Annotated in this window: 27 protein-coding genes; 22 read left to right on the top strand and 5 right to left on the bottom strand. The window is 69.4% G+C overall.

Going from position 1 to position 26,472, the window contains the following annotated elements:
• Positions 1–72: 72 nt before the first annotated feature.
• Positions 73–981, top strand: a complete 909-nt coding sequence (locus ACXJJV_RS03675) for a 4Fe-4S binding protein (RefSeq protein ID WP_456466817.1) — start codon at positions 73–75, stop codon at positions 979–981.
• Positions 982–1,011: 30 nt separating this feature from the next.
• A complete protein-coding gene (locus ACXJJV_RS03670) occupies positions 1,012–1,809 on the top strand; it encodes a fumarylacetoacetate hydrolase family protein (RefSeq protein WP_456466816.1) in 798 nt (265 codons plus the stop codon).
• A gap of 55 nt (positions 1,810–1,864) precedes the next feature.
• On the opposite strand, the gene ACXJJV_RS03665 is transcribed toward ACXJJV_RS03670, so the two are convergent.
• Positions 1,865–3,160 (bottom strand): TiaS agmantine-binding domain-containing protein, encoded by a 1,296-nt coding sequence (locus ACXJJV_RS03665; protein ID WP_456466864.1) that lies wholly within the window; start codon positions 3,158–3,160, stop codon positions 1,865–1,867.
• A 40-nt stretch (positions 3,161–3,200) separates the two neighbouring features.
• On the opposite strand from ACXJJV_RS03665, the gene ACXJJV_RS03660 reads away from it, so the two are divergent.
• From ACXJJV_RS03660 to thsB, 3 genes are read left to right on the top strand one after another with little or no spacing between them, the layout of a single operon-like run.
• On the top strand, positions 3,201–3,392 hold the full coding sequence (locus ACXJJV_RS03660) for a hypothetical protein (RefSeq protein WP_456466815.1): 192 nt from the start codon (positions 3,201–3,203) through the stop codon (positions 3,390–3,392).
• Positions 3,389–4,378: a hypothetical protein gene (locus ACXJJV_RS03655; RefSeq protein ID WP_456466814.1), complete on the top strand. Its 990-nt coding sequence runs from the start codon at positions 3,389–3,391 to the stop codon at positions 4,376–4,378. The genes ACXJJV_RS03660 and ACXJJV_RS03655 overlap by 4 nt, the downstream gene beginning before the upstream one ends.
• Positions 4,379–4,432: 54 nt before the next feature.
• Positions 4,433–6,076, top strand: a complete 1,644-nt coding sequence (gene thsB / locus ACXJJV_RS03650; protein WP_456466813.1) for a thermosome subunit beta — start codon at positions 4,433–4,435, stop codon at positions 6,074–6,076.
• A 74-nt stretch (positions 6,077–6,150) separates the two neighbouring features.
• On the opposite strand, the gene ACXJJV_RS03645 is transcribed toward thsB, so the two are convergent.
• On the bottom strand, positions 6,151–6,405 hold the full coding sequence (locus tag ACXJJV_RS03645) for a TIGR00304 family membrane protein (RefSeq protein ID WP_456466812.1): 255 nt from the start codon (positions 6,403–6,405) through the stop codon (positions 6,151–6,153).
• Between the two features lie 27 nt (positions 6,406–6,432).
• Between ACXJJV_RS03645 and ACXJJV_RS03640 the strand changes: the two genes are divergently transcribed.
• From ACXJJV_RS03640 to ACXJJV_RS03580, 13 genes are all read left to right on the top strand, one after another.
• A complete protein-coding gene (locus ACXJJV_RS03640) occupies positions 6,433–7,257 on the top strand; it encodes a hypothetical protein (RefSeq protein WP_456466811.1) in 825 nt (274 codons plus the stop codon).
• 2 nt (positions 7,258–7,259) lie between these two features.
• Positions 7,260–8,477: a preprotein translocase subunit SecD gene (locus ACXJJV_RS03635; protein WP_456466810.1), complete on the top strand. Its 1,218-nt coding sequence runs from the start codon at positions 7,260–7,262 to the stop codon at positions 8,475–8,477.
• Positions 8,474–10,030 carry a TrkH family potassium uptake protein gene (locus ACXJJV_RS03630; protein ID WP_456466809.1) on the top strand — a complete coding sequence of 519 codons (1,557 nt, stop codon included), beginning with the start codon at positions 8,474–8,476 and terminating at the stop codon, positions 10,028–10,030. The genes ACXJJV_RS03635 and ACXJJV_RS03630 overlap by 4 nt, the downstream gene beginning before the upstream one ends.
• Before the next feature lies 1 nt (position 10,031).
• Entirely contained in the window at positions 10,032–10,640 is a 609-nt protein-coding gene (locus tag ACXJJV_RS03625; protein WP_456466863.1) for a potassium channel family protein, read from the top strand.
• Positions 10,641–10,659: 19 nt separating this feature from the next.
• Positions 10,660–10,983 (top strand): V-type ATPase subunit subunit G family protein, encoded by a 324-nt coding sequence (locus tag ACXJJV_RS03620; protein WP_456466808.1) that lies wholly within the window; start codon positions 10,660–10,662, stop codon positions 10,981–10,983.
• Between the two features lies 1 nt (position 10,984).
• On the top strand, positions 10,985–12,985 hold the full coding sequence (locus ACXJJV_RS03615) for a V-type ATP synthase subunit I (protein WP_456466807.1): 2,001 nt from the start codon (positions 10,985–10,987) through the stop codon (positions 12,983–12,985).
• A gap of 13 nt (positions 12,986–12,998) precedes the next feature.
• A complete protein-coding gene (locus ACXJJV_RS03610; RefSeq protein ID WP_456466806.1) occupies positions 12,999–16,055 on the top strand; it encodes an ATP synthase subunit C-like protein in 3,057 nt (1,018 codons plus the stop codon).
• 21 nt (positions 16,056–16,076) lie between these two features.
• Positions 16,077–16,679, top strand: coding sequence for a V-type ATP synthase subunit E family protein (locus tag ACXJJV_RS03605; protein WP_456466805.1), 603 nt, complete (start codon positions 16,077–16,079; stop codon positions 16,677–16,679).
• Between the two features lie 6 nt (positions 16,680–16,685).
• Positions 16,686–17,813 (top strand): V-type ATPase subunit, encoded by a 1,128-nt coding sequence (locus ACXJJV_RS03600; protein ID WP_456466804.1) that lies wholly within the window; start codon positions 16,686–16,688, stop codon positions 17,811–17,813.
• Positions 17,814–17,825: 12 nt separating this feature from the next.
• Positions 17,826–18,179 carry a V-type ATP synthase subunit F gene (locus tag ACXJJV_RS03595; RefSeq protein WP_456466803.1) on the top strand — a complete coding sequence of 118 codons (354 nt, stop codon included), beginning with the start codon at positions 17,826–17,828 and terminating at the stop codon, positions 18,177–18,179.
• A 1-nt stretch (position 18,180) separates the two neighbouring features.
• Complete coding sequence (locus ACXJJV_RS03590) at positions 18,181–19,953, top strand: ATP synthase subunit A (RefSeq protein ID WP_456466802.1); 1,773 nt, start codon at positions 18,181–18,183, stop codon at positions 19,951–19,953.
• A 53-nt stretch (positions 19,954–20,006) separates the two neighbouring features.
• Positions 20,007–20,588 carry a tRNA (pseudouridine(54)-N(1))-methyltransferase TrmY gene (gene trmY / locus ACXJJV_RS03585; protein WP_456466801.1) on the top strand — a complete coding sequence of 194 codons (582 nt, stop codon included), beginning with the start codon at positions 20,007–20,009 and terminating at the stop codon, positions 20,586–20,588.
• A 105-nt stretch (positions 20,589–20,693) separates the two neighbouring features.
• Positions 20,694–21,143 (top strand): hypothetical protein, encoded by a 450-nt coding sequence (locus ACXJJV_RS03580; RefSeq protein WP_456466800.1) that lies wholly within the window; start codon positions 20,694–20,696, stop codon positions 21,141–21,143.
• Here the strand turns inward: ACXJJV_RS03580 and ACXJJV_RS03575 are convergent.
• Complete coding sequence (locus tag ACXJJV_RS03575) at positions 21,131–21,427, bottom strand: MTH1187 family thiamine-binding protein (protein WP_456466862.1); 297 nt, start codon at positions 21,425–21,427, stop codon at positions 21,131–21,133. The genes ACXJJV_RS03580 and ACXJJV_RS03575 overlap by 13 nt on opposite strands.
• A gap of 65 nt (positions 21,428–21,492) precedes the next feature.
• Here ACXJJV_RS03575 and ACXJJV_RS03570 point away from each other — a divergent pair, with 65 nt between their 5' ends.
• Positions 21,493–22,242, top strand: a complete 750-nt coding sequence (locus ACXJJV_RS03570) for a sugar phosphate isomerase/epimerase family protein (RefSeq protein ID WP_456466799.1) — start codon at positions 21,493–21,495, stop codon at positions 22,240–22,242.
• Here ACXJJV_RS03570 and ACXJJV_RS03565 read toward each other — a convergent pair whose 3' ends face one another.
• A complete protein-coding gene (locus tag ACXJJV_RS03565; protein WP_456466861.1) occupies positions 22,243–22,845 on the bottom strand; it encodes an acetate--CoA ligase family protein in 603 nt (200 codons plus the stop codon).
• Between the two features lie 2 nt (positions 22,846–22,847).
• The gene (locus ACXJJV_RS03560; protein WP_456466798.1) at positions 22,848–23,981 is read right to left on the bottom strand and encodes a pyridoxal phosphate-dependent aminotransferase; all 1,134 of its coding nucleotides are present in this window, start codon (positions 23,979–23,981) and stop codon (positions 22,848–22,850) included.
• 66 nt (positions 23,982–24,047) lie between these two features.
• Here ACXJJV_RS03560 and ACXJJV_RS03555 point away from each other — a divergent pair, with 66 nt between their 5' ends.
• From ACXJJV_RS03555 to ACXJJV_RS03545, 3 genes are read left to right on the top strand one after another with little or no spacing between them, the layout of a single operon-like run.
• A complete protein-coding gene (locus tag ACXJJV_RS03555) occupies positions 24,048–24,533 on the top strand; it encodes an HTH domain-containing protein (protein WP_456466797.1) in 486 nt (161 codons plus the stop codon).
• Complete coding sequence (locus tag ACXJJV_RS03550) at positions 24,534–25,532, top strand: hypothetical protein (RefSeq protein WP_456466796.1); 999 nt, start codon at positions 24,534–24,536, stop codon at positions 25,530–25,532.
• Positions 25,525–26,472 (top strand): radical SAM protein, encoded by a 948-nt coding sequence (locus tag ACXJJV_RS03545; protein WP_456466795.1) that lies wholly within the window; start codon positions 25,525–25,527, stop codon positions 26,470–26,472. Before ACXJJV_RS03550 ends, ACXJJV_RS03545 begins: the two co-directional genes overlap by 8 nt.

The following is a 26,472-nucleotide window of genomic DNA, read 5'->3' as shown; positions in this document are numbered from 1 at the left end:
CCGGCGACACCGGCGCCCGTCTCGCAAACCGTAAAAGGCGCTCGAGGTCGGGAGCTGCCGGGGCGGCCGCGGATGCCGATCGAGATCGATAAGGACTCGTGCCTGTACTGCGAGGCCTGCGTGGCCGCCTGTCCGACCGGGGCCATCCGCGTCCGCCGGGGAGAGGACGGCGACGTAATTAACTGCCTCGTGTGCGGCGCCTGCGTGAAGGCCTGCCCGAACGACGCGCTGGAACTGGAGGACCTAGAGCGGGAGATCGACGGGGAGACGGTCACGGTCAAGCGGATCGCCTGGCGCCCCGAGGACTGCGACAAGGAGGACCCGCCCGTCTGCGGCCAGCACTGCCCGCAGGAGATCCTGCGCATCGAGGACGAGTACCCGGAGCTCCAGGGCTACTGCGTGATGTGCCTGAGGTGCATGGAGGCGTGCCCCATCGGCGCGATCGGGGTGAAGGGCGTCACCGAGCCCGAGTCCGAGCCCCCGGAGCACCCCGAGGGTAAGGGCGTGTACGTGCACCCGGAGCGGTGCGTCGGCTGCGCGATCTGCGCCCTCGTCTGCCCGAACGACGCGATCGAGCTCGTTTCCACCGATGAGGAGTTCTTCCGGGCCGAGGAGAACGAGTGGAGCCCCGTGTACGTGGATCCGGAGACGCTCGAGGTCGAGCAGGGGCGCAAGGTCGCCCGGATCGACGAGGACAAGTGCGCCGGCTGCGCGACGTGCGTCCAGGCGTGCCCGTGGGGCGCCATCACCGCCCCTCAGGAGGTTTCACCGCAACCGAGGGAGATCGAGAACGAGGTGGACGAGGACGCCTGCATCGGCTGCGGCGTCTGCGCCGAGGTGTGCCCGGGGAACCTCATCGAGGTGGACGGCGTGGCCAAGGTGCCGGAGAAGTGCCCCGGATGCAAGCTCTGCGAGCGCGCCTGCCCCGTGGACGCCATCAAGATCCGGCTGAGCTACGAGCGGCTCGGAACCATCAAGTAGCGGCCCCTCCCCTCCCACCCCGGGGCCCCCATGAGGATCGGTTCGTACCGATTCGGAGGCACCTACCGCCCCGCGGTTTTCACGGACGAGGAGGTTCTCGTGTACCGGGCCACCTTCCCCGAGTTCCTGCGGGCCGCGCACTCGGGCCGACTCGAGGAGCTGGACCACCGAAGGTTCCCGCTCCGGGAGGAGCGGATCGGCCCACCGGTCCCCAGACCGCCCAAGATCGTCTGCTTCGGGCTGAACTACCGGGAGCACGTCGAGGAGCTGCGCGAGCTGGGGATGGAGGTGCCGGAGCGCCCGGTCATGACCATGAAGGCCCCCACGGCCGTCATCGGCCACCTGGACACCGTGCTGATTCCCGACGGGGTGGGCCGCGTCGATCACGAGCTCGAGCTCGCGGTCGTGATCGGGACCCGCTGCCGCCGGGTCTCCCCGGAGGAGGCGCGGGACGTCGTCCTCGGCTTCACGATCATCAACGACGTGACGGCCCGGGACGTGGAGCGGGAGGAGGGTCAGTGGGTCCGGGCCAAGAGCTACGACACGTTCGCCCCGCTGGGCCCCTGGATCGAGACGGAGCTGGAGCCCGAGGGGCTGAGCATGCGCCTCGAGGTCAACGGGGAGGTCCGACAGCGGGCCACCACGGACGACATGGTCATGGACCCGTACGAGCTCGTCTCGTACACGTCCCGGGTGATGACCCTGGAGCCTGGGGACGTGATCGCCACGGGCACGCCGCCGGGCGTCGGTCCCCTGCAGCCCGAGGACCGGGTGGAGCTGACCATCGAGGGGATCGGCACCCTAACCCACTACGTGGATCGCCGGTGAGGGTGTCGGCAATCCTGTCAGTCGTCACCGCGCGCCGCTCGGCTCGGGCCGCTCGTCATCCACCCTCCCGGATCGGCGAGGGCTCCAGCAACCCCAGGTCCACCAGGTACTCGGGCTTGGAGAGGTGCCTCCGGGCCACCGGGGGCGCCTCGTAGACCCGTCCCTCGACCAGCTCCCGGGGCACCTCCACGCGCACCTCCGAGCCCTCCGGCGCCCGCTCACCGCACCGCTTGCACTTGAATCCCTTGCCCCGGCCCGCCGACGCCATCCTACCCCCGCACCGCCCGCACACGGGCGGCACCGACCGCTCCTCCCGGACCAGCTCCACCGGCAGGAGCTTCTCCACGTTGATCGTCCGGGGATGCTTCGGCGTCTCGGGCCGCACCGCACCCGCCACCCGGACCACGTCCCCCGGCCGCAGCGCCTCCACCACCTCCGTCAGCGGCCGCGCCGGGGCGAACGCCGCCAGGTCCACCCGGTTTCCCTCCTCATCCTCGCACGGGACGACCACGTGACCGCCCCGGATGCGGCGCGGCTCCCCCTCCACCCGCACCTCCACCACCACGCTCTCGTAGTCCGAGGCCTCGGACAGGCTCCCCACCGTCCTCAGGTGCGCGTCCGTGCCCTGATTCGTCTCGAACACCACGTAATCCACCACGGGCTCCCGCGCCCGCACGACCCGAGGCACCACCTCCTCCAACACCCACGCCTCCACCGCCCTCACCCCGTAGAGGACCGGACACGGCGTGTGCGGCGTGATCAGCACCTCCCCGTGCAGTCGATCCACGTTGTCGAAGGTCACGGGGAACGTGCGCTCGTCCAGCTCCCAGACCGAGTCCTCCACCACCCGGCGCTCCGAGCCCCAGAACCCGCGGTCCCGGTACGCGATCCCCTCGAACGTCACCTCCCGACCCCTCAACCGCGCGAACCCCAGCGCGGCCACCGCCCCCACGACGCCGCGACCGTCCCGCACCACCTCCACCCGCTCACCCACCAGCTCCCTCACCTCCGCCGGACCGATCAACCCCCGAACCGCCCTTTTATATACGACCTCGCAGGCGCCCGGTGGACGGCGACCCGGGTACACCACCACCCCGGGCCGCGTCTCCGGGTGCTCACCCACCGTCCCCTCGAGCACCCGCTCCACCACCTCCCGCACGTCCACCTCCCCCTCCACCCGAAACGCCACCGCCGCGTTACCCCGCGTCTTGAACGGCACGTTCGGGTTCAACCGCACCAGGAACGGCCGGCCCACCACCTCCGCCCCGGCCCGCTCCAGCTCCCGCATCAACCGAACCGCCACGTACGTCGTGCACCCACCGTCCGGCGCGTCGGTGTCGTCCAACCCCACCCACGCCAACCGAACCCACCCCCGCCGGGGGAAACGCACGGTGATCGGCCAGAAGATGGCCGCGGCCCTCGTCTCTCACCTCGTCCCGTTCCTCCTGGGAGGCGCCGGGATCGCCCTCCTCATCCTCTCGGCCTTCTGGAACGACGAGCGGACGAGGCGGATCGGGCTCCTGCTGGTGGTCGTCACCGGACCGCTCTCCGTCGCCCTCTCCATGGCGATCGTAGGGGGGTGATCACGCTGGACCTCCGGGAGGAGCTGCTGGCGGACCTCGAGGAGTTCCTGCGGGAGGGCGGCCACCGGGTCGTCCGGCTCGACCGCGCCTGCTTCGACCTCCTCGTGGTCACCCGGGACGGTCGCTCCTTCGTCGTCAAGGTCCTCACGAACGTGGACGGGCTCCGGAAGGAGGTCGCGAAGGACCTCAAGGTGGTCTCGCACTTCCTGGAGGCCGTGCCGATCGTCGTCGCGCTGCGCCGCCGGTCCGGGCCCCTGGAGCGGGGCGTGGTCTACCACCGATACGAGATCCCCGTGATGGACCCGATCACGTTCGCGGAGACGGTGGAGGGTGAGCCGCCCCGAACCGTGGCCGACCGCGGCGGGAAGTACGTCGAGGTGCGGGAGGAGGAGATCGACAGCGTGAGCGTGTCGAGCGTCCGGCGCCGCCAGCTGAGGCGGGAGGGCGGCCGGGTCAGCCTGGCCCGGGCCGAGGAGGCGGAGGTCGAGGGCGTTCCGGTGCGCTTCCGGGTGCCGGAGCGGGTGGACACGGGCAAGGACCGGATGACCCGGTTCGAGCGCCGGGTGGCCCGGCACCTCGAGCGCATGGGGGCCGAGCGCACGGGCAAGGTCCGCCGGGCCCCGTTCGAGCTGCTGGCCAAGGACGGGGACACGGTCCTGGTCCGGTCGGAGGACGTGAGCGGGCGGGAGTCGATCGCGCTCCGGGACGTGATCCAGGCCACGGGCTCCCTGGGGTTCGTGGTCACGCGGCGGCGGGGCCGGCGCGCCTCGTGCCTCCCCACCCTCGACCTGGAGACCCTGGAGGACCTCAAGGACATCGAGGAGCTGAAGGAGTACCTGGAGGAGCACGACCCGTCGGAGAAGGTGCGGGAGCTGGTCGAGGAGGCGGGGATCACCTCCCCCAAGGAGATCGCCCGGCGCACGGGGCTCAGCGAGCCCGTGATCCGGGAGCTCCTCCGGCGCATGTCCATAGAGGGAAAGATTTAAATATAAGTGCTCGGCGGTCACCACCGAGAGAACCCGGAACGGGGGTAAGCCGAGATGGCGATGCTGGCGGGTGACGGGCGGCAGGTCCTGATCCTGCCCGAGGGTTACCAGCGCTTCGTGGGTCGAGACGCCCAGCGGATGAACATCATGGCGGCGCGCGTCGTCGCCGAGACCGTGCGGACCACGCTCGGCCCGATGGGCATGGACAAGATGCTCGTGGACGAGATGGGCGACGTGGTCGTCACCAACGACGGCGTGACCATCCTCGAGGAGATGGACATCGAGCACCCGGCCGCCAAGATGGTCGTGGAGGTCGCGAAGACGCAGGAGGACGAGGTGGGTGACGGCACGACCACGGCCGTCGTGCTGGCCGGTGAGCTGCTGCACAAGGCCGAGGACCTGCTGCAGCAGGACATCCACCCGACCGTGATCGCGCGCGGCTTCCGGATGGCGGTGGAGAAGGCCGAGGAGATCCTGGACGAGATCGCGGAGGAGATCGACCCGGACGACGAGGAGATGCTCAAGAAGATCGCGAAGACCGCGATGACCGGTAAGGGTGTGGAGAAGGCCCGAGACCACCTGGCCGAGCTGGTCGTGAAGGCCGTCAAGCAGGTGGCCGAGGAGGAGGACGGTAAGATCGTCATCGACACGGACCACATCAAGCTGGAGAAGAAGGAGGGCGGCGGGCTCGAGGACACCGAGCTGGTCCACGGCATGGTGATCGACAAGGAGCGCGTGCACCCGGGCATGCCGCGGCGGGTGGAGAACGCCAAGATCGCCCTGCTGAACTGCCCGATCGAGGTGAAGGAGACCGAGACGGACGCCGAGATCCGGATCACGGACCCGGAGCAGCTGCAGGCCTTCGTCGAGGAAGAGGAGCGCATGCTGAAGGAGATGGTGGACAAGATCGCCGAGACCGGCGCGAACGTGGTCTTCTGCCAGAAGGGCATCGACGACCTGGCCCAGCACTACCTGGCGAAGAAGGGCATCCTCGCCGTCCGGCGCGTGAAGAAGTCCGACATGCAGAAGCTGGCCCGGGCCACCGGCGGCCGGATCGTGACCAACATCGACGACCTGAGCGAGGAGGACCTGGGTGAGGCCGAGGTCGTCGAGGAGCGGAAGGTCGCCGGCGACAAGATGATCTTCGTCGAGGGCTGCAAGGACCCGAAGGCGGTCACCATCCTGATCCGCGGCGGTACGGAGCACGTCGTGGACGAGGCCGAGCGGGCCATCGAGGACGCGATCGGCGTCGTGGCCGCGGCCCTCGAGGACGGCAAGGTCGTGGCCGGCGGCGGCGCGCCGGAGATCGAGGTCGCCCGGCAGCTGCGCGACTACGCGGACAAGGTGGAGGGCCGCGAGCAGCTGGCCGTCGAGGCGTTCGCCGACGCGCTGGAGATCATCCCGCGCACGCTGGCGGAGAACAGCGGACTCGACCCGATCGACGTGCTGGTGCAGCTGCGCGCCAAGCACGAGGAGGGCGAGGTGACCGCCGGCGTCGACGTGTACGACGGCGAGATCAAGGACATGATGAAGGAGGGCGTCGTCGAGCCGCTGCGCGTGAAGACGCAGGCGCTGGCGAGCGCCACCGAGGCCGCAGAGATGATCCTGCGAATCGACGACGTCATCGCCGCCCGGGAGCTGAGCAAGGAGGAGGAAGAGGAAGAGGAGGAGAGCGGCGGCAGCAGCACCGAGTTCTAAACCCTCATCCCCCTCACGCCCCTCAACTTCTTCCCGCCAATCGTTACGAACCCCATAACGATCGCCGCCCGGGCCTAGGGCCCGCGCACGCTCCACCACCACGCGAGCGCAAGCACCATCAGCACCAGCGCCACCAGGGCCGCCAGCAGCGCCATCTTCGGCGAACTACCCACCACCACCGGCACCGGGCCGATCAGGATCACCCCTCCCCACTCGCCCCGCCCCGAGGCACTCTTAACCACCGCCAGCAGGACCGCCGCCATGAGCAGCAACACTCCGAGCAGCGTGAGCACCACGCCCACCCGCACGAGATCCTCCGGCCTCACCACGCCCGACCACCCCCCGGGGGATGCGGGTTGAGGGCGATCGACGCGTACGTGAGGAACCTGGACCGCCTCATGATCGTCACGCTCGCGTTCACCGCCGCGTGCGCGGGGGCCCTGCTGACCGTCGGGATCAAGCTCGGGGTGGACCTCAAGGGCGGCACCATGCTGGTGCTGAAGTCCAACCAGGACCCCGACACGCTCGCGCGGCAGGCATCACGGGTCCTCGGCGTCCCCGACGTGCAGGCGGTCCGCTCCTCGCAGGGCGTGATCCTGCTACAGGTGCCTAAGTACCTGTCCGCGGGCGACGCCTCGAGGCTGGAGCGCTCCCTCCACGTCAAGATCGAGTCGATGCAGACCGTCGGACCCGCCCTCGGCCGAGCCTTTTGGCGGAGCGTGAAGATCGCGGTCCCGCTCGCCATCGTCGCCGTCGCGGCGATCGTCTTCGCGATCTTCCGGCGACCGCTGCTGAGCGCGACCGTCCTGGCGGCCCTGGCCCTCGACCTGATCGACGCCCTGGGCCTCATGTCGCTCACGGGCATCCCGCTGACGCTCGCCAGCTTCGCCGGGCTGCTCATGATCATCGGCTACGCGGTGGACAGCAACATCCTCCTCTCCATGTACACGGTCAAGCGCCGCCGGGCCCGCACGGTGGAGGCGTCCATCCGGGAATCCTTCAAGACGGGCATGACCATGACGCTGACCACGTCCGCGGCCGCGGGGGCGCTGTTCCTCCTCTCCGCCTCGGAGGCGATCTTTGAGATCGCGGCCGTGGTCGTGTTCGGCCTGCTCGCCGACGTGCTCAACACGTGGGTGTTCAACGCCTGGGTGATCAAAGAGAAGATCGCGGGGCGGTGAGGTTGAGCCTCGGATGGTTGAGGGAGCGCTGGCGCCTGATCGTCATCGCCCTCGTCTGGGTCGCCTCCATCACCTCCCTCGCCGTAAAGGGACTGAACCTAGGGCTGGAGCTGAAGGGAGGCACGATGGTCATCGCCCGCACGGACCACCCGCTCAGCAAGAAGGAGATGGATCAGACCGTCTCCGTCCTGCAGAACCGACTCTCCACGTTCGGGTTCAAGGGGATCAAGGTCCAGCCGGTGGGCCGGAGCCACATCATCGTGATGATGCCCGGGACGCCCCCGAAGGAGGCGGTGGAGCTCATCACCCGGCCCGGCAAGTTCGAGGCCAAGTACAAGGGCAGGACGGTGCTGACGGGCCAGGACATCGAGTCCGTTGAATCCTACCGGATCCAACGGGTCGAGGGCGGGTACGAGTGGGAGGTCCCCTTCCGGCTGACCCCGGAGGGCGCGAAGAGGTTCGCCGAGGTGGCCAAGCGGGCGCCCGGGCAGCCGATCGACATGTACCTTGACAACAAGAAGGTCTCCAGCCCGCGGATATCCCAGGACCTGGCCGAGGCGGCCGCCTCCGGGCACGTGGAGCGGGAGATCGAGATCCAGGGCGGTGCGCCCACCCGCGAGCAGGCCGAGCGGGAGGCCAGGGAGATCATGGCGGTGCTCCGCTCGGGACAGCTGCCGGCGAAGCTCATCCCTGAGGGCGTGTACTCGGTGTCCGCCACCCTGGGCCAGAACTTCCTGAGGATGGCCGTGATCGCCGGGGCGGTCGCGTTCGTCGCGGTGTCCCTCATCATCGCGCTGCGGTACCGGGAGCCCCGCGTCGTGGGCCCGATCCTCTTCACGGGCTCCTCCGAGGTGGCCTTCCTCCTCGGCGTGGCCTCGCTCACCGGGTACACCATCGACCTGCCGGCGCTCGCCGGAATCATCCTCTCGATCGGTAGCGGCGTCGACGACCTGATCGTGATCACCGACGAGGTGGTCCGCGGGGGCGGCAGGGGGAGAAAGGGCGAGGAGGTCCCGCTGAGGCAGCGGATCAAGCGGGCGTTCAGCGTCGTCCTGGCCTCGTTCGCGACGCTGGCGGCGGCCATGGCCGCCCTGTTCTTCGCCGGCATGGGGCTGCTGAAGGGCTTCGCCATCATGACGGTGCTGGGCGCCCTGTACGGCGTCTCGATCACCAGACCCGTGTACGCGGACCTACTCCGATCGCTCCTGCACGGAGAGTGACGGGGGGGTGCCACCCCACGGACCCGATCTCGGACCTGGTCACGGTGGGCCGGATCCTGGGGATGGTGACCAAGGTCGCCTCCCTTCTCTCCCTACTTCCCATCCCGGTCGCCCTGATTTACGGCGAGCTGTCCTGCGTGATCCCCTTCCTGCTCACGTTCGTCGCGATGCTCGCCGCCGGCCTCCTCCTGGAGCGCATTCCGGGCGACGGAAACCTGGTGAGGCCCCGGCACGCGATAGTCTCCGTGCCCATCCTGTGGCTTCTGATCCCGCTGTTCACCGCCATCCCCTTCCACCTGTGCGAGGGGATGCCCTGGCTCGACGCCTACTTCGAGAGCATGTCCGGATGGACCACGACCGGGCTCACGGTCCTCCCGGACGTCGACCACGCCCACCGCTCGATCCTCTTCTGGCGTAGCCTGGAGCAGTGGGTGGGCGGCCTGGGCCTCGTCGTCACGGTCATCAGCATCCTCCGATTCGAGACCCCGAGCCTGCTGTACGTGGCGGAGGCCCGGGAGGAGCGGATCCGCCCGAACGTCGTCAACACGGCCAAGGAGATGTGGAAGATCTACGCGGCGTTCACGGCGGCCGGCGCCCTGATCCTCTGGCTCCTGGGCATGAGCCCCTTCGACGCGCTCAACCACGCGATGACGGCGCTGGCCACCGGCGGGTTCTCCACCCGCTCGGACAGCATCGCCGCCTACCGCTCGCCCGCGATCGAGCTCGCCACCTCGATCCTCATGGTGCTCGGCGCCACGAGCTTCGTAACCCACCACCGGGCGTTCAAGACCCTCCGCGTGCACCCGGGGAGCGGACCCCGGCGGCTGCTCAACGCCCTCCGGCACTACTCCCGGGACCTCCAGTTCCTCACGCTGATCGCCCTGGTGCTGCTCACGACCGCGTACATGTGCCTCCACTCGCGGTTACCGCCGCTGGAGTCCCTCCGGTACTACGGATACCAGGCCGTCTCGGCGATCACCTGCTGCGGATTCTCGAACGCGAACGTGCCGGACTTCCCGGACCACGCCAAGGCCGCCCTCATCATGCTGATGATCGTCGGGGGCTCCACCGCCTCGACCGCGGGCGCCGTCAAGATCCTCCGATTCCTGATCATCGGTGAGGCCATCCGGGTCGCGATCGCCCGACGCACGCGCCCCCTCCGCGGCGTCATCGTCCCCAAGCTGCAGAGTCGAACGCTCTCCGAGGACGAGATCATCGACGCGTTCGCGATCGCCGGCTCCTACATCTTCTTCGTCGTCCTGGGGGCGCTCCTCCTCGCCGGATACTACGGGTACCGACCCGTGGACGCGTTCTTCGAGATCGCCTCCGCCCAGGGCGGGGTCGGACTCTCCGCCGGGATCACGGCCCCCGACGCCCCGGCCGGCGTGAAGGCGCTGCTCATCTTCCACATGTGGCTGGGCCGGCTGGAGGTCCTACCGTGCCTGGCGACCCTGTACTGGTCCCTCACGCTCCTCAGGAGGCTGCCTCCGGGGGTGGGGACGCTTGCACGTCATCATCGTGGGAGGCGGGCGGGTGGGCCGGATCTTGGCTGAGATGTTGATCGCTCACGGTCACGACGTGGTTATAATAGAAAAGGATAAAAGGAGGGCCCAGGAGCTCGCCCAGTCCGAGCTGGACGTGCTGGTCGTGCAGGGCGACGCCACCGACCTCGACGTGCTGCAGGACGCGGAGATTGAGTCGGCCGACGTCGTCGCCGCGGTCACCGACAAGGACGAGGTGAACCTGGCCGTCTCCCTGATCGCGAAGGAGGAGTTCGGCGTCGACCGCGTCGTCTCGCGCGTCACCGACGACCGGTTCGTCGACATTTTCCGCAGGCTGGGCGTCGACGCCGTGGTGAACCCGGACCGGAGCGCCGCCCAGCTGATCGAGAAGGCGATCACCCGCCCCTACCTCGTTGACATGATCACGTTCGGCCGCGGCGAGGCCGAGCTGCTGGAGTTCGAGGTCACCGAAGGGGCCAAGGTCTCGGGCAAGCGGGTCTCCGACCTCCCCAACGACTGCGTGATCGTCGCGCTCTACCGGGATGGGGAACTCATCCTACCCCGTGGCGACACGGAAATAAATCCCGGAGACCGAGTCCTCGTGCTCGCGCTCCGGGACAAGCTGAAGAAGGTGGAAAAGCTGTTTAGAAGCGGCGAGTAGAGGTCGGGCGGGAGGACCCATGACCACGGTGGCGGAGGCGCTGGACCGGATTCGGTCGGCCGAGTCCGAGGCCAAGGAGCGGGTGGAGAAGGCACGGGAGGAGGCCGAGCGCATCGTCGAGGAGGCGGAGAAGAAGGCGGAGAAGCTGATTCGCGAGGCGGAGGAGGAGGCGCGGAAGGAGGCGGAGAAGATCCGGCGGCAGGCCGAGAAGGAGGCCGAGGACCGGGCCCGGAAGATCCGGGAGGAGGGTGAACGGGAGGCGAAGGAGCTGAGGGAGCGGGCGAAGGAGCGGATGGACGAGGCCGTGGACGCCGTCGTCAGGCTGGTCCTGGGGGAGGGGTAGCGTGGCGATCCGGGAGATGGAGGAGGTCTTCATCTTCTGCCTGAGGGAGGACGTTGCCGACACGCTGAAGCGCGTGCAGGTGGAGGGCTGCCTGCACATCGAGAACTTCTGGGAGGTGCACGGGGTAGAACGGTTCTACGGCGTTGAGCGCCCGGAGGCCCCGGAGGAGCTGATCAAGGTCACCGACGTGCTGGCCGGGCTCACGCGCCTGCGCGACGCGCTCCGGGAGATTCACGAGGAGCTCTCTGAGGAGGGCATCAAGGAGGCTCTCGCCTCGTTCTTCCGGGCCGAAGAGCCGGAGAAGGTCGAGTTCGAGCTCCGGCCCACCTCGGAGGTGATCGAGTCCGCGGAGCGGTTCCTAAACCAGCTGGAGGAGGAGGTCGGGGAGCGGCTGGAGCGGATCGACGAGTTGGAGGGCGAACTGGAGCGGCTGGAGGAGACCCGGGACTTCCTGGAACACGTCACGGAGGACTTCGACGTCGGGCACCTGGGCGAGGGTACGCACGTCGTCGCCCGGCTGTACGTGGTCCGGTCCGACGCCTGGGACGATCTGGTCGAGCGGTTGGAGGACGAGCCCGCGTACGCGGGTAGGGTGGGCGAGACCGAGGACGAGGACGTGGTGGCCGTCATCGCCCTGCCCAAGGGCGAGACGGAGCTGGAGGCCGAAATCCGCCGAATGGGGGCGACGGAGCCGGAGGCCGTCAACGAAATCCTATCGGAGCTGTCCGGGTCCGTGAACTCCGTCCGGGAGGAGCTGGAGCGGCGGATCCGGGAGACCCGGGAGGAGCTGGAGCGCCTGCGGCGCGAGCTGGCGGAGTACTACGAGGAGCGGGCGGCCGAGATCAACGCGTGGATCGAGCTGCTGGAGAACGAGCGGGAGCTGCTGGACGAGATCCCGAAGCTGGCGATGACGGACCGAACGTACCTCATCTACGGCTGGGTGCCCAAGGACGAGATCGACCGGCTCGAGCGCGCCGTGGAGGAGGCGACCGACGGGTGCTACGCCCTGATCCGGGAGCGGGTGTCGGACGTGGAGGAGATGCCCGTCGAGCTGAAGAACCCGCGCCCGCTCAAGCCCTTCGAGACGCTCGTCGAGATGTTCTCGCCCCCGAGGCCCACCGAGGTGGACCCCACCCCCATCTTGGCGGTGTTCTTCCCGATCTACTTCGGGTTCATCCTTACCGACGCCGCCTACGGCGCCATCCTACTCGGACTGGCGACCGCGATCCGACTCACCGGTGGCCGAGTGGACGAGGGGCTCAAGATGTTCTCCGAGCTGATGATCTACGCGGGCGCGGCCACGATCGTCCTCGGCGTACTCACCGGCGGCTACTTCGGCAACCTGCTCGGCATCAAGCCCCTCTGGGTCGACCCGATGAAGGACCCGATCACGATCCTGCTCGTCTCCCTCGGGTTCGGCGTGCTGCACGTGGCCATCGGACTCATCCTGGGCATGTACATCTCACTGCGAAAGAAGCGCGACGTCCGGGCCTTCCTAGGCGACCACCTGTCCTGGTTCCTCGTCCTGATCGGCGGCGTGATGCTGGTGGCGGGCGCGACGAAGCTCGGCCTCCACAGCCCGGTGACCTACGCGGGCGGTGGACTGCTCGGTATCGGCGTCCTGCTCGTGATCCTCGCCTCCCTAACCCAGGGCGAGGTGATGGAGGCGCTGATGAGCGTGCTCGACGTGATCGGACTCATGGGTGACGTGCTCTCCTACTCGCGACTCCTCGCCGGCTGCCTGTCCACGGCCGGCATCGCCCTCGTCGTGAACCTCCTGGCCAAGATGGCGAAAGGCGCCGGAGGAGCCCTCGGCGTCATCCTGGCCGCAATCATCCTGGTCATCGGGCACGTTTTCAACATGGCGATGAACGGGCTCGGCGGCTTCGTGCACAGCCTCCGACTCCACTACGTGGAGTTCTTCAGCAAGTTCTACGAGGGTGGAGGAAAGCCGTTCGACCCCCTCAGGATCAAGGGCAAGCACCTGAAGATCCGCGCGTAACGGGGTGAGCCGAATGGTCAGCACCGAGCTCGCGATCGCCGCCATAGGCGCGGGCATCGCGGCGGGCGTGGCGGGGGTAGGCTCCGGTATCGGCCAGGGGATCGCCGCCGCGGCCGGCGCCGGCGCGGTGGCGGAGGACGAGCGGGCCTTCGGCAAGGCCATCGTCTTCTCCGTCCTCCCGGAGACCCAGGCGATCTACGGGCTCCTCATCGCGATCCTCATCCTCGTGGGCATCGGCTTCCTGGGCGCCGCCAAGACGATCACCATGGGCGCCGCCCTGGCCGCGCTGGGAGCAGGTCTCGCCGTCGGACTGGCCGGTATCTCGGGGATCGGTCAGGGGATCGCCGCCGCGAGCGGGATCGGGGCGATGCTCAAGGACGAGGCCCTCTTCGGCCGCGCCATCGTGTACTCCGTCCTCCCGGAGACCCAGGCCATTTACGGCCTACTCGTCGGCATCATCATCCTGGTTGGGGCCGGGATGCTGGGCGGCGGTTCGGTCAAGGTCTCCCTGGGCACCGGGCTCGCAGCGGTGGGGGCCGGACTGGCCGTCGGTCTAGCGGGCACGTCCGGGATCGGCCAGGGGATCGCCGCCGCCAGCGGCATCTCCGCGATCATGCGAAAGGAGGAGCTGTTCGGCCGGCTGCTCGTGTTCTCGGTGCTCCCCGAGACCCAGGCCATCTACGGCCTGCTGGTGGCGGTACTGATCGCCCAGATCCTGGGCATCCTGGGCGGCGGCCCCGCCTCCCTGGGCGCCGGGTTGGCGGCCCTGGGAGCAGGTCTCGCCGTCGGACTGGCCGGCACCTCCGGGATCGGTCAGGGCATCGCCGCCGCGAGCGGCATCAAGGCCATGGCCGAGGATGAGGGTATTTTCGGTCGGGCGCTGGTATTCTCGGTGCTTCCGGAGACGCAGGCGATCTACGGCCTACTCGTCGCGATCCTGGTAATGTTCTCGCTGATGAGCCCGTCGATGTCCCTGGCGGCCGGAATCCTGGCCTTGGGCGCGGGCCTCGCGGTCGGCATCGCCGGAACGTCCGGGATCGGCCAGGGGATCGCCGCCGCGAGCGGGATCTCCGGCATCCTCAGGAGGGAGGAGCTGTTCGGTCGGGCGCTCGTGCTCTCGGTGCTCCCCGAGACTCAGGCCATCTACGGCCTGCTGACTGCCATCATTGCCGCGTTCCTGGTGGGTACCAAGGCGAACCTGGCGACCGCGCTGGCCGTGCTCGGGGCCGGGCTGGCGGTCGGGTTCGCGGGCACGTCCGGCATCGGTCAGGGGATCGCGGCGGCCGGCGGCGTCAAGGCCACGGTGGAGAGGAACGAGCTGTTCGCCCGATCCCTGGTCCTGTCGATCCTCCCGGAGACGCGGGCCATCTACGGCCTGCTCGTCGCGATCCTGGCGATCTCAGCGTTCAAGTCCGGCGCGTTCGGAGCCGGACTGGCGATGGTCGGGGCCGGCCTCGCCGTGGGGCTCGTGGGAGTCTCGGGGATCGGTCAGGGCTTCGCCGCCGCCAGCGGCTCCGCCACCCTGGTGAAGGACGAGGGCTTCTTCAGCCGGGCGATCATCTTCTCGGCGCTCCCGGAGACGCAGGCGATCTACGGCCTGCTCACCGCGATCCTGGTGATGATGACCTGCGGCGTTCTGGGCGGAGGAGCGGGTGGAGTGAGCGCCGGGGCCGGCCTGATCGCGCTCGGCGCCGGCCTCGCCGTCGGACTGGCGGGAAGCTCCGCGATCGGTCAGGGGATCGCGGCGGCGGGTGGCGCGAGCGCCTCGTCCGAGCGCCCCGAGCTGTTCGGTCGGTCGATCGTGTTCTCCATCCTACCGGAGACCCAGTCCATCTACGGGCTCCTCATCGCGATCCTGCTGACCACGTTCGCCCTGAAGGCCAGCGCCCCGGTGGCCGCGGGGCTGGCCGCGCTCGGAGCGGGCCTCGCGGTTGGAATCGCCGGCTTCTCCGGTATCGGTCAGGGGATCGCCGCCGCCAGCGGCATCGGGGCCCTCGAGCGGGACCCGGGCTCCTTCGGTAGATCGCTGATCTTCTCCATCCTCCCGGAGACGCGATCCATCTACGGCCTGCTCGTCGCGATCCTGGTGATGGTCGGTCTGGGCGTGATGAGCGGGTCGTTCAGCGGCAACGCGGCGGTCGGTCTCGCGGCGCTCGGCGCGGGCGTGGGGATCGGAATGGCGGGCCTGTCCGGCGTGGGACAGGGCGTCACCGCGGCCGCCGGCATCGGCAACGTCGTGCGAGACCCGGGGCTGTTCGGTCGCTCGCTGATCTTCTCGGTGCTCCCGGAGACGCAGGCGATCTACGGACTCCTCATCGCGATCCTGGTGATGATGTTCCTGGGCATCCTAGGAGGCACGAAGTCACCGTCGCTGGGCGCCGGGCTGGCGGCCCTGGGGGCCGGCCTCGCGGTCGGCATCGCGGGTAGCTCCGGTATCGGTCAGGGACTCTCCGCCGCCGCCGGCGCGACCGCCGTGCGGGAGCGCTCCGAGCTGTTCGGTCGGTCGATCGTGTTCTCCATCCTACCGGAGACCCAGTCCATCTACGGGCTTCTGATCGGTATCCTGGCGCTGCTGCCGGTCATGACCAGCGCGAGCGGGGTCAGCGTCGGGGCCGGCCTGGTGGCGCTGGGCGCGGGCCTAGCGGTCGGCGTCGCCGGCACGTCCGGCATCGGTCAGGGGATCGCGGCGGCGGGCGGTACGGGCGCCCTGTCCGAGCGGGCCGAGCTGTTCGCCCGGTCCCTGATCCTCTCGATCCTCCCGGAGACGCGATCCATCTACGGGATGCTCATCGCCATCATCAGCATGTCGACGGCGGGGCTGCTCAGCAGCTCGCCGAAGGCGAACCTGGCCGCCGGTCTCGCGGCGCTCGGGGCCGGGGTTTCCGTGGGGTTCGCCGGGCTGTCCGGCGTGGGACAGGGCGTGACCTCGGCCCGGGGTTCCGCCTCGATGACCAAGCGGGAGGAGGCGTTCGGTCGCTCGCTGATCTTCTCGGTGCTCCCGGAGACGCAGGCGATCTACGGACTCCTCATCGCGATCCTGATCGTCTTCGCCGCGCTCGCCGCCACTTAATCCCCCTCGGGGGCGCGCCGGATGGGTCTGAAGGAGTTGGAGGAGAGGATACTGGAGGAGGCCGAGCGCGAGGCGGAGGAGATCGTGAAGGAGGCTGAGGAGGAGGCGGAGAAGATCCTGGAGAAAGCGAGGAGGGAGGCCGAGGAGCGGCGTCGGGAGATCCTGGACCGGGCTCGCCGGGAGGCGGAGACCCGGAAGCGTCGGGAGATCGCGCAGGCGCGGCTGGAAGCCCGGCAGCTGAAGCTTCAGGCGAAGGAGGAGTGCATCGAGGAGGCGCTGGAGCGGGCCCGGAGGCGGATCCGGGAGCTGAGTGAGGAGGGGAGCCGCCGCTACCTGGAGTTCCTGGAGCGGGCGGCGGTGGAAGCCGCCCGGGCGATCTCGGCGGACAAGGTGATCCTCCGGGTCAACGAGCGCGATCGGGAGGCGATGGAGGAGCTACTCCCGGACGTGCGCGTGGAGGTGGACAAGGAGGTTGAGTTGGGGGACCCGGTGGACATCCTGGGCGGGGTGATCGCGGAGAGCGAGGACGGGTCCGAGGTGTTCGACAACTCCGTGGAGGCCCGGATGCGGAGGATGAGGTCTGAGCTGGTGCGGAGGGTCTCGGACGCGCTCTTCGGGGGCTAGGGCCCCGTGGACCTGCTTCATCTCTCCACTCAGAGTTACGTGCTGATCGCGGTTGGCGTGCTCGCGCTCGTCACGGTGCTCGCCATCGTGCTCTCCATCCCGATCACCGACGTGGTCTGGAGGTACGCCCCGTACGCCTACCCGCTGCCCAAGGCCAAGGCCCTGGAGGCCGAGACGCTGGAGGTGGAGGAGTTCGAGGAGCTGAGTGAGGCCTCGCTGCGCGACCTGGCGACCCGGCTGGAGGAGCTGGGGATCGAGCCGGATCGGGTCAGGCCAATGATGCGGGGGAACACGGAGCCGGTTGAGGTGGCCATCAAGCGGCGCGCCGTGGAGGCCGTGATGGACCGGCTGGCCGAGTCCGGTCCGGAGGACGTGGAGGCGATGGTCAAGGCCCTGATGGCCCGGTACGAGCTGGAGGATCTGAAGGCCGTGATCCGCGCCCTGCACGCGGGCGAGGAGCCCAGTGAGCTCGTGGACCGGCCCGTCCTGCTGGAGGAGGACACGTGGCGGGAGGTTCGGGACGCGAAGTCGGTGCAGGAGGTCCTCGAGCGGCTGCGAGGCACCCCGTACGACCGGGGCCTGGAGGACGCGCTGCGGGAGTACGAGGAGACGGGCTCCCTGCTGCCCGTCGAGCTCGCGCTGGACCGGGCCTACTACGAGTATCTGTGGGACCTGGCGACCGGTGAGGAGGTGGGAGAGGAGCTCGCCCGGCTGCTCGGGCTGGAGATCGACCTGTACAACGTGGAGGTGGCGCTCCGCGGCGCCCTGATGGGGCTGGACCCCGACACGGTGCTCCGGGCCATGGCCGACGGGGGCTGGGAGCTCGCGGAATGGCGTAGGAGGGAGTTGGCGGAGGCGGAGGATCCGAGCGAGGTGGTGGAGCAGGTGTCCGGCACCTCCTTCGGCCGGTACCTGCGGGACGCGCTGGAGGAGTACTCGGAGTCCGGGAGCGCGGACGTCCTGGACCGGGCCGTCCGGCGCGCCCGGTACGAGACGGTCCTGGACTTCGTCCAGTCGGACATCGTGGGCGCTCCCGCGATCGTCCAGTCCGTGTACGCCAAGCAGCGGGAGGTCGACAACCTGATCGCGCTGATCAACGCGAAGGTGGCCGACGTGGAGTTCGCCCCGGTGTAGGGGGCCGACCTCATGTCGTACGTCGTGGCCGCGATCGTCGACGACCGGGTCGCCCCGGGCTTCCGGCTCGCCGGCGTGCGCACGATCGAGGCCGGTGAGGTGGACCCGAAGGAGGCCGTCCGCGAACTGGCCTCGGACCCGGAGGTGGGCGTGATCATACTCACCGAGGACGTCGCGGAGGAGGCGAAGGAGGTCATCGAGGAGATCCAGGAGGAGAAGCTCTCGCGCGGGGAGGCGACCCCCATCTTCGTGACCGTGCCCGGTCCGGAGGGTCCGAAGGAGGAGGTCGAGATCGAGGAAATCGTTAAGAGAGCGGTGGGCGTCGAGATCGACGTCGAGAAGATCGAGGGGCAGGGGCGGTCCTAGCATGGCCCAGGTGAAGGGCGAGATCGTGAAGGTGGCGGGACCGGTGGTCGAGGCGGTGGGATGCGAGGGCGCGCGGATGTACGAGGTTTTCCGGGTCGGGGACGAGGGGCTGATCGGTGAGGTCATCAACGTCGAGGGCGACCGGGTCACGATCCAGGTGTACGAGGAGACGGCCGGCCTGCAGCCGGGCGAGCCGGTCCGGGGCACGGGCGAGCTGCTGTCCGTGGAGCTGGGTCCTGGCCTGCTGACCCAGATCTTCGACGGCATCCAGCGCCCGCTGCCCGAGGTCCGGAAGGAGGTCGGCGACTTCGTCGAGCGCGGCGTCATGCTGCCGGCCCTGGACCGGAAGAAGAAGTGGGAGTTCACGCCGAAGGTGAAGGAAGGCGACAAGGTGGAGGAGGGCGACATCCTGGGCACCGTGCCCGAGACCGAGCTCATCGAGCACAGGATCATGGTCCCGCCCGGGATCTCGGGCGAGGTGATCGAGATCGCGGACGAGGGCGAGTACACGGTCGAGGAGACGATCGCGGTCATCGAGGACGAGGAGGGCGAGGAGCACGAGGTTAAGATGTACCAGGAGTGGCCGGTGCGCCGGCCCCGACCGTACAAGCGCAAGCTCGACCCGGAGGAGCCCCTGATCACGGGTCAGCGCGTGATCGACACGTTCTTCCCGGTCGCCAAGGGCGGTACCGCGGCCATCCCCGGCCCGTTCGGGAGCGGTAAGACGGTCACCCAGCAGCAGCTGGCGAAGTGGGCGGACGCGCAGGTCGTCGTGTACATCGGGTGCGGCGAGCGCGGCAACGAGATGACGGAGGTGCTGGAGGACTTCCCGGAGCTGGAGGACCCGCGCACGGGCAAGCCCCTGATGGAGCGCACCATCCTGGTCGCGAACACCTCGAACATGCCCGTGGCCGCGCGGGAGGCGTGCATCTACACGGGCATCACCATGGCCGAGTACTACCGGGACATGGGCTACGACGTGGCGCTGATGGCGGACTCCACGTCCCGGTGGGCCGAGGCCCTGCGAGAGATCTCCGGCCGGCTGGAGGAGATGCCGGGCGAGGAGGGCTACCCGGCGTACCTGGCGTCCCGGCTGGCCGAGTTCTACGAGCGGGCCGGTCGCGTCGTGTGCCTCGGCTCCGACGACCGGATCGGCTCCGTCACGGTCGTGGGCGCGGTCTCCCCGCCGGGCGGCGACTTCTCGGAGCCGGTGACGCAGAACACGCTCAGGATCGTGAAGGTGTTCTGGGCGCTGGACTCCAAGCTGGCGGACCGGCGGCACTTCCCGGCGATCAACTGGCTGCAGTCCTACTCGCTGTACCTGGACGACGTGGAGGACTGGTGGCACGAGAACGTGGGCAAGGACTGGCGGAAGCTGCGCGACGAGGCGATGGAGATCCTACAGCGCGAGTCGGAGCTGGAGGAGATCGTCCAGCTGGTCGGCCCGGACGCGCTGCCGGAGAGCGAGCGCCTGATCCTCGAGGTCGCCCGCATGATCCGGGAGGACTTCCTGCAGCAGAACGCGTTCCACGAGGTGGACACGTACTGCCCGCCGGAGAAGCAGTACGAGATGCTGAAGACCATCCTCCACTTCCGGGACCTAGCGGAGGAGGCCCTGGACAAGGGCGTGTCCATCGACGACATCCTGGAGATGAAGGTGATCGACGACATCGCCCGGATGAAGGAGATCCCGAACGAGGAGGCGGTGGACGAGATCCGCAAGATCCGAGAGCGGATGGAGGAGGAGTTCAACGAGCTCATCGAGAAGGCATGAGGCCTCCTAACCCCCTCCCCACGCCCCCGGCCAATCGTTACGGGGGTCGTAACGTGAGGGAGTTCCTCGTGATCTTCAACGAGGCCCCCACCACCCCGGAGCGCGTCCGCCTGAAGGACCTTCCCGGCTCCGGCCGCTTCGACCTCGTCTGCCGCGTGACCACCCAGGCCCTGCTTTACTCTCACGGCGTGCGCACGGACTCCGTCGTCCACCTGCTCCTCCGCGGCCCGGACGACCCTCCCAAGCTGATCACGGTCACCGGACGCCGGGTGCGGCGCCTGTATCCGGACGAGCGGACCACCGCCATCCACCTCCGACGCGCCCTGGCCGCCGAGCCCGGGACGGAACCCCACCCCGGCTTCTACGTCCGAAGGCTGGACCTCGAGGAGCTCCTGGACGAGCTGAGCGGCGCCACCCTCTACTACCTCTGCGAGGACGGAAAGCCGCTGGAGGAGGTGGACCCCGAGGAGGACGCGGTGTTCGTGCTCGGGGACCACGAGGGCACCACCCCGGAGCAGGACGAGCTCCTCCGCCGCCGGGCCGACGCCGTGATCTCCCTGGGTCCGATCCCCTACCACGCCGACCAGTGCATCGTCATCGTGCACCGGTACCTGGACGTGAGATCCGGCCCCTGACCGCCGCTCCGATACGTTACGATCCCCGTAACGATTCGAACAAAGGGGTTTCGGGGAACCCCACAAAAGCCTCGGCACCGCACCGAAACCCGGGGCCCGGTCGGCATGCGCCACCTGTACCTCACCGCCCTGCCCGACCGGGTCCTCTTCACCGCCCTGGACGACGAGCTCCTTCCGGAGCGGGCCTACCTCAGCTACCGGGACGGCCGGTTCCGGTTCTCCACCGAGGAATCCGAGATCTCCCGAAGCGTGGACGACGACTCCGTCCTCCAGGCGAAGGAGCGGCTGGAGCGCGAGCTCCGGGACGTGATGAACCGCCGCCCCCGCATCATCCGGGCGGAGAAGCGGGAGGACCTGCCCCGAGGCGAGGCCGTGGAGGTGTACGGATCCTGCGAGGGGGAGGAGGTGTTCGCCGGGCGCTTCGAGCTGGGCGAGGAGGTCTACATCGCCGCCCGAGGTACGGACACCGAGACCGCCCGCACGGTCACGGAGACCTCGGAGAGGGTCCTAACCGAGCTGCTGGCGAGGGCCGTCGAGCTGTACTACTCCTCCTGAAGCCGGCGCTTCACCGCCTCCACCTTCCCCCTGGCCGTCACCTCCCGATCGCGCCGATCGTCGATCCGGACCATGAGCACGACCCGATCCGCGTGCTTCACGGCCTCCTCGTGGGCGACCCGAATCGCCTCCAACGCCTCCTCGAGGTCCTCCGCCTCCACCACGGTACCCATGGGCCCCACCTCGGGCTCGAAGCCACCCTCCTCCAGGGCCCGAACGACCGAGGCCACCTCCCGACTGAAGCTCGTGGACCCGGTGCCCAGCGGGTACACGGCGATCTCCACGATCAACCGGAACATCCCCCGACACCTTAACCCGGGCCCCGGCCCCGATCGAACCGGGGCCCGGCATGAGGGTGGCCGTCTCCTCCTTAAGCGTTGGCGATTGGTGGGCGGACACGGGGCGGATCAACGAGCTTCCCGACCTCACCGGGGCCGACGGGGTGGAGCTGATTCTGGAGGGGTCGCACCAACCCTCCCGGCTCGACCCCGGACGATTGACCGTCGACGTGGAGTCCGTGCACGCCCCCTTCGCGGACGTGAACCTCGCCACGCCCAGCGATCATCACCGCGAGTACGCGCTCGACGTCCTGCGCCGGTCGGCCGAGCTCGCGAGGGACCTGGGAGCCCGGTACGTCGTCGTGCACCCGGGCCACCTCACCCCGGTCACCGTGGGCGACCGGGACCTCGCCATGGACCTTTGCATCGAGGCGCTGCGCGAGGTGAGGCGGGTCGTGAGGAAGGAGGGTCTCGTGCCCGCCGTGGAGAACATGCCCGACCACGAGCTCCTGCTGGGCTCGAGCCCGGAGGAGATTGCGGAGATCGTCCGGGCCAGCGGCTGCCGCTTCGCGCTGGACGTCGGCCACGCGCTCACGTGCGAGGGCTCGCCGCTCCCCTACCTGGAGGAGCTCGAGCCCTGCGTGATTCACGTGCACGATAACTCGGGGGACCGGGACGAGCACCGGCCCCCGGGCGAGGGGATCCTCCGGGAGCGCGAGCTGGGCGAGGTGCTGGAGGCCGGCGAGCTGCCCGTGATCGAGGTGAAGAGCGTGGAGGGAGCGCGCCGCGGGGTCGCGCTGGTCCGACGGCTCCTCGGCTGATCACCCCCGGGCCAGGCCGTCCAGCGCCACCGCCTCCCCGTCCCGTAGCAGCATCGGGTTAACGTCCAGCTCCGTCCACCCCTCCTCCCGGTAGGCCCTCAACGCCCGGTGCGCCACGTCGCACAGGTCCTCGGCGCTCAGCTCGGAGAGCAGCGATCGGCCCCCGGGCACCCGGCGCAGGGCCCGCTCCAGCTCCTCGGGCTCTAGGGGCGGCCGCCGGACGATGTACGCGCCCAGCTCCTCCACGAGCCCGCCCCCCAGCCCGAGGAGGATCACCGGGCCGAAGGTGGGATCCCGCTTGATCCCCAGGAAGGCCTCGACCCCGCCGACCGTGTCCACGTGCCGCTGCACCATGATCCGGCCGTCCGGCCACCGATCCAAGAGCGTCCGCGAGAACTCCTCGACGTCGCGCCGGGACGGCACGGCGGTCCGGATGGCCCCCTCCCGGGCCCGGTGCGTGACCTTCGGGTGCAGCAGCTTCACCACGTACGGCGGGTCGAGGTCCAGGTCGCGCGCCTCCTCCGGCGACTCCAGCACGGCGTACTCCGGGACCTCGATGCCCCTCCTCCGCAGCGCCCTCAGGACCTCGTCCTCCAGGATCACGGTCAAGACCGGACCAGCTCCCCGATCACCTCGTTGAAGGCCTCGCAGAACCGCTCGATGTCCTCCCGGGGCGCGGAGAAGGCCACGCGGATGAACCCGCGCCCGTGCCGCGTGCTCGTGTAGTACCCGGTGCGAACGAAGATGCGGTGCTCCGTGTAAAGCTTGCCCACCACGGTGCGAGAGTCCAGATGCTCGTACTCTGAGAAGTCCAGGACCAGGCAGTTAGCGTGGGAAGGGTACACCGGGATCTTCACGCCGTCCCCCTCGCACTCGCGCTTGATCAGCCGCTGGTTCCGGCGCGTCTCGCGCACGAGCCTCGGCACCCACCGATCCCGCACGCGCAGGGCGGTGATGGCCGCCTCCTGCGCGATGGCGTTGATCCCGAGCTTGCTCACCTTGTACCGGCAGATCTGCTCCAGCAGCCGCTTCTCCCCGACGATGGCACCCACCCGGAGCCCCGCCATCCCGTAGGTCTTGGAGAAGCTGTACAGGTCCACGCAGCGCTCCGGATCCATCTCGCAGGCCACGGGCCGGTGCGGAGCGAAGTCCCGGTACGTGCAGTCGTGCACGAGGAACGCGTCGGCGTCCTGGGCCAGCTCGACCAGGGCCCGGAGCTCGCGCTCGCTGAGGCTGCTGCCCAGCGGGTTCAGCGGGTTGATCACGAAGATCAGGTCGAGGTCCTTCAGCCGCCCGTCGAGCGCCTCCTGGACCGCTTCCGCGGTCATCTTGTACCCGACCTCCGGGGAGTACACGTCCACCTCCTGCACCTCCACCCCCTCGGCCATCATCATCCCGTCGATCGTCTTGTACCCGGGGTCCGGAGTCACGGCCACCCCGTTGCTCGCCAGAGCCCTGATGGTGGCGTGCACGCCCTCGATCGCCCCGTTCGTGATCACCGCCTCGAACTCGTCATCCTCCAGCCCGAAGTACTCCAGGACGCTCCGGCGCAGTCGCACGTCCCCGCGCGGGTTCGTGTACACGTTGTACGGGGCCTCCAGGGCGGCCCGCACCACGGCCCTCCGAACCTCCTCCGGCGGCCCGAGCCGGTTGGTGTTCTGACCGAGCTCGATCACCTCGCCGGAGCGGATCCGCCGGAAGAGCTCGTCGGGGGAATCCGGGATCCAGTCCGCGGGCATCGAGACCCCGACGCGCCTTTATCCACCGACGTGCTTTTGTGAAAATACCGACGGGGGTTACGGGCCGTGCACCTGCGGGGGCGGGCCCGGGATATCCTGGAACTCGTTGTGGACAATCCGGGCACCACCGTCTCCGAGCTCGCGCAGCGGCTCGGGCTGCACCGTAGCACGATGGACCGGTACATCAAGATCCTCAAGGACCTGGGGCTCGTCCGCACCAAGCCCGGCCGCGGGGGCGGCGTGTACCCCACCTGCGACTCCGTCGTCCTGGTCCGCTCCGAGGGTCGGGTGCGGCTGGTCCGCCGCGGCGGCTCCCGCGCGAGGATCACCGTGAAGGCGGAGGACCGGCCGGGCCTGCTGGCGGACGTGTCCGAGCGGTTCGCCCGGGCCGGGGTGAACATCCTGGAGACCGAGCTGCAGGTCGTCGACGGAATCGCCGTGATGCGCTTCGAGGCGGAGAACGTGGTTCACGAGGAGGTCCTGCGCGAGCTGCGCGGGCTCAAGGGACTCCGAGAGCTGAGGATCGAGCGCTCGCGGGGTGAAGGAGGCTAGATGACGGCCCGGATCGCGACCCCGGCCGAGGCGCTGCTCGGGCTGCTGGGCCGGGGTCGCCTCCTCCTGCCGCGAGGGTACAAGACGGGCCGGGCGACCGGGCGCGCCGCGGTGAACCGGTTCGCGCTGTACGCGGCCCGGAAGGGGCTGGGGTTCGACCCGGAGGAGGTGCCCGTCCGATCGATCACCGGCTGGAGAGGGCTGAGGCTCACCGTGCCCGGGGATGGGGAGAGGTCCGACTACCGGACGACCGCCTCCCGGGACGCCGAGATCCCGGCCGAAGAGCTGCAGGCCCGGCTCCCCGGGTACCCGGCCCGCCCGCACTTCGTCGTGGACCTCCGGTTCTGGGGGGAGCACTCCCGGTTCGGCCGGACGAACCTGATCCGGCAGACCGCGGTCACCGCGTCCACCCTCCGACGGTACCTCTCCGACCGGCACCTCACCCTCGTCAACGCCCCGCCGGAGGCCCGCGAGCGGTTCGCCCGGGCGTTCCCGACGTTCGAGGGGGGCTTCTCGGACTGGGAGACGCTGCTCTCGAGGCTGGGTGAGGACCGCGTCGTGCTGCTCGACCCGAACGCGGAGGAGGAGCTGACGGAGCGGGACCTGCGGCGCTACGACGTCTTCGCGCTGGGCGGCATCGTGGACGATAACATGCAGGGCTGGACCGAGAAGCTGGCCCCCGGGATCCCGGCCGACGTGATCCGGCGCAAGATCACGCTCCGCGGCCGCGTCGAGGGGGTCCCCGACCGCATCAACGCGCTGGTCGAGGCGCTGTGCCGGGTGCTGGTGGAGGGTGAGAGCCTTCGGGAGGCCGTCCTCAGCGTGCAATCGCCCCGGTTCGCCCGGCGCCGGCTCCGGCTCGAGTTAAAAGGGCTCGACCGGCTGGATCGCGAAGCCCTTGAAAGCGTCCGCGAGGTGGTGAACCTCCCCCCGTCGGAGATCGTGAAGGAGGCACGTCGGCTGGGGATCCCGGTCGAGGTTGACCTGCAGGATGGTTGAGCTGGGGTACGAGCGGGCCGAGCGGTGCGAGGTGCAGGGGAAGCCCGCCTGCCGGGCCGGGCTTAAGGACGGCAGGCGCCTGATCCACGACGCCCACCTGTCCCGGCCGGAGCACTATTACTCCGTGTACCAGAGCTGCTGCAACTGGGAGTGCAAGTTCTGCCACTCCTGGCGGTTCACGCAGCGCCCGGTGGGTACCTGGTGGGGTCCCGAGGACTTCGTCGAGCGCGCGCTCGAGTACCGGGAGCGGGTGACCGTGTGGGAACCCAGGGAGCGGGCCACGGCGTTCCACGCCCACGACCTCTGCCTCGGATGCGGTCGGTGCGTGCTGGGGGAGCGGCCCGACTGGTGCCCGGGTCGGGTCGATCCGGACGACCTCGTCCTCAGCCCGCAGGGATGGGGACCGGCCCGCAACATCGTCGCGTTCACGGGCGGCGACCTCACCTGCCGGCCCGATTTCTACGTCGAGGCGATCCGGGCGCTCAAGCGCGAGACCGACGACCTGTGGGTGCTGCTCGAGAGCAACGGGTTCGGGCTCGTGAGGGAGCACGTGGAGGAGCTGGCCGCGGCCGGCCTCGACTCCGTGTGGCTGGACATCAAGGCCTGGGATGAGGAGACGCACCGAAGGCTCACGGGGGCCACCAACCGCTACACGCTCGAGAGCGTTGAACTGCTTCGGGAGCACGACATCGTGGTGGAGGTGTGCACGCTTTACATCCCCGGGCACGTGGAGGCGGACCAGATCCTGCGCATCGCGCACCACGTTGCCCAGGTCGACCGGGACATCCCGTTCACGATTCTCGCGTACTTCCCGGAGTACAAGCTGTCCGCCCGCCCGCCGCTGAGGTCGGAGCTGGAGACGGCCGAGCGGCTCGCCCGGGAGGTGGCGGGGCTAAGGAGGGTGCGGATCGGAAACGAGCACGTGGCACTCCCGGGGTGA

The organism is Methanopyrus sp., from assembly GCF_053997775.1.
The sequence above is the reverse complement of the archived record's forward strand: the minus strand, read 5'-3'. Positions and strand labels throughout refer to the sequence as shown.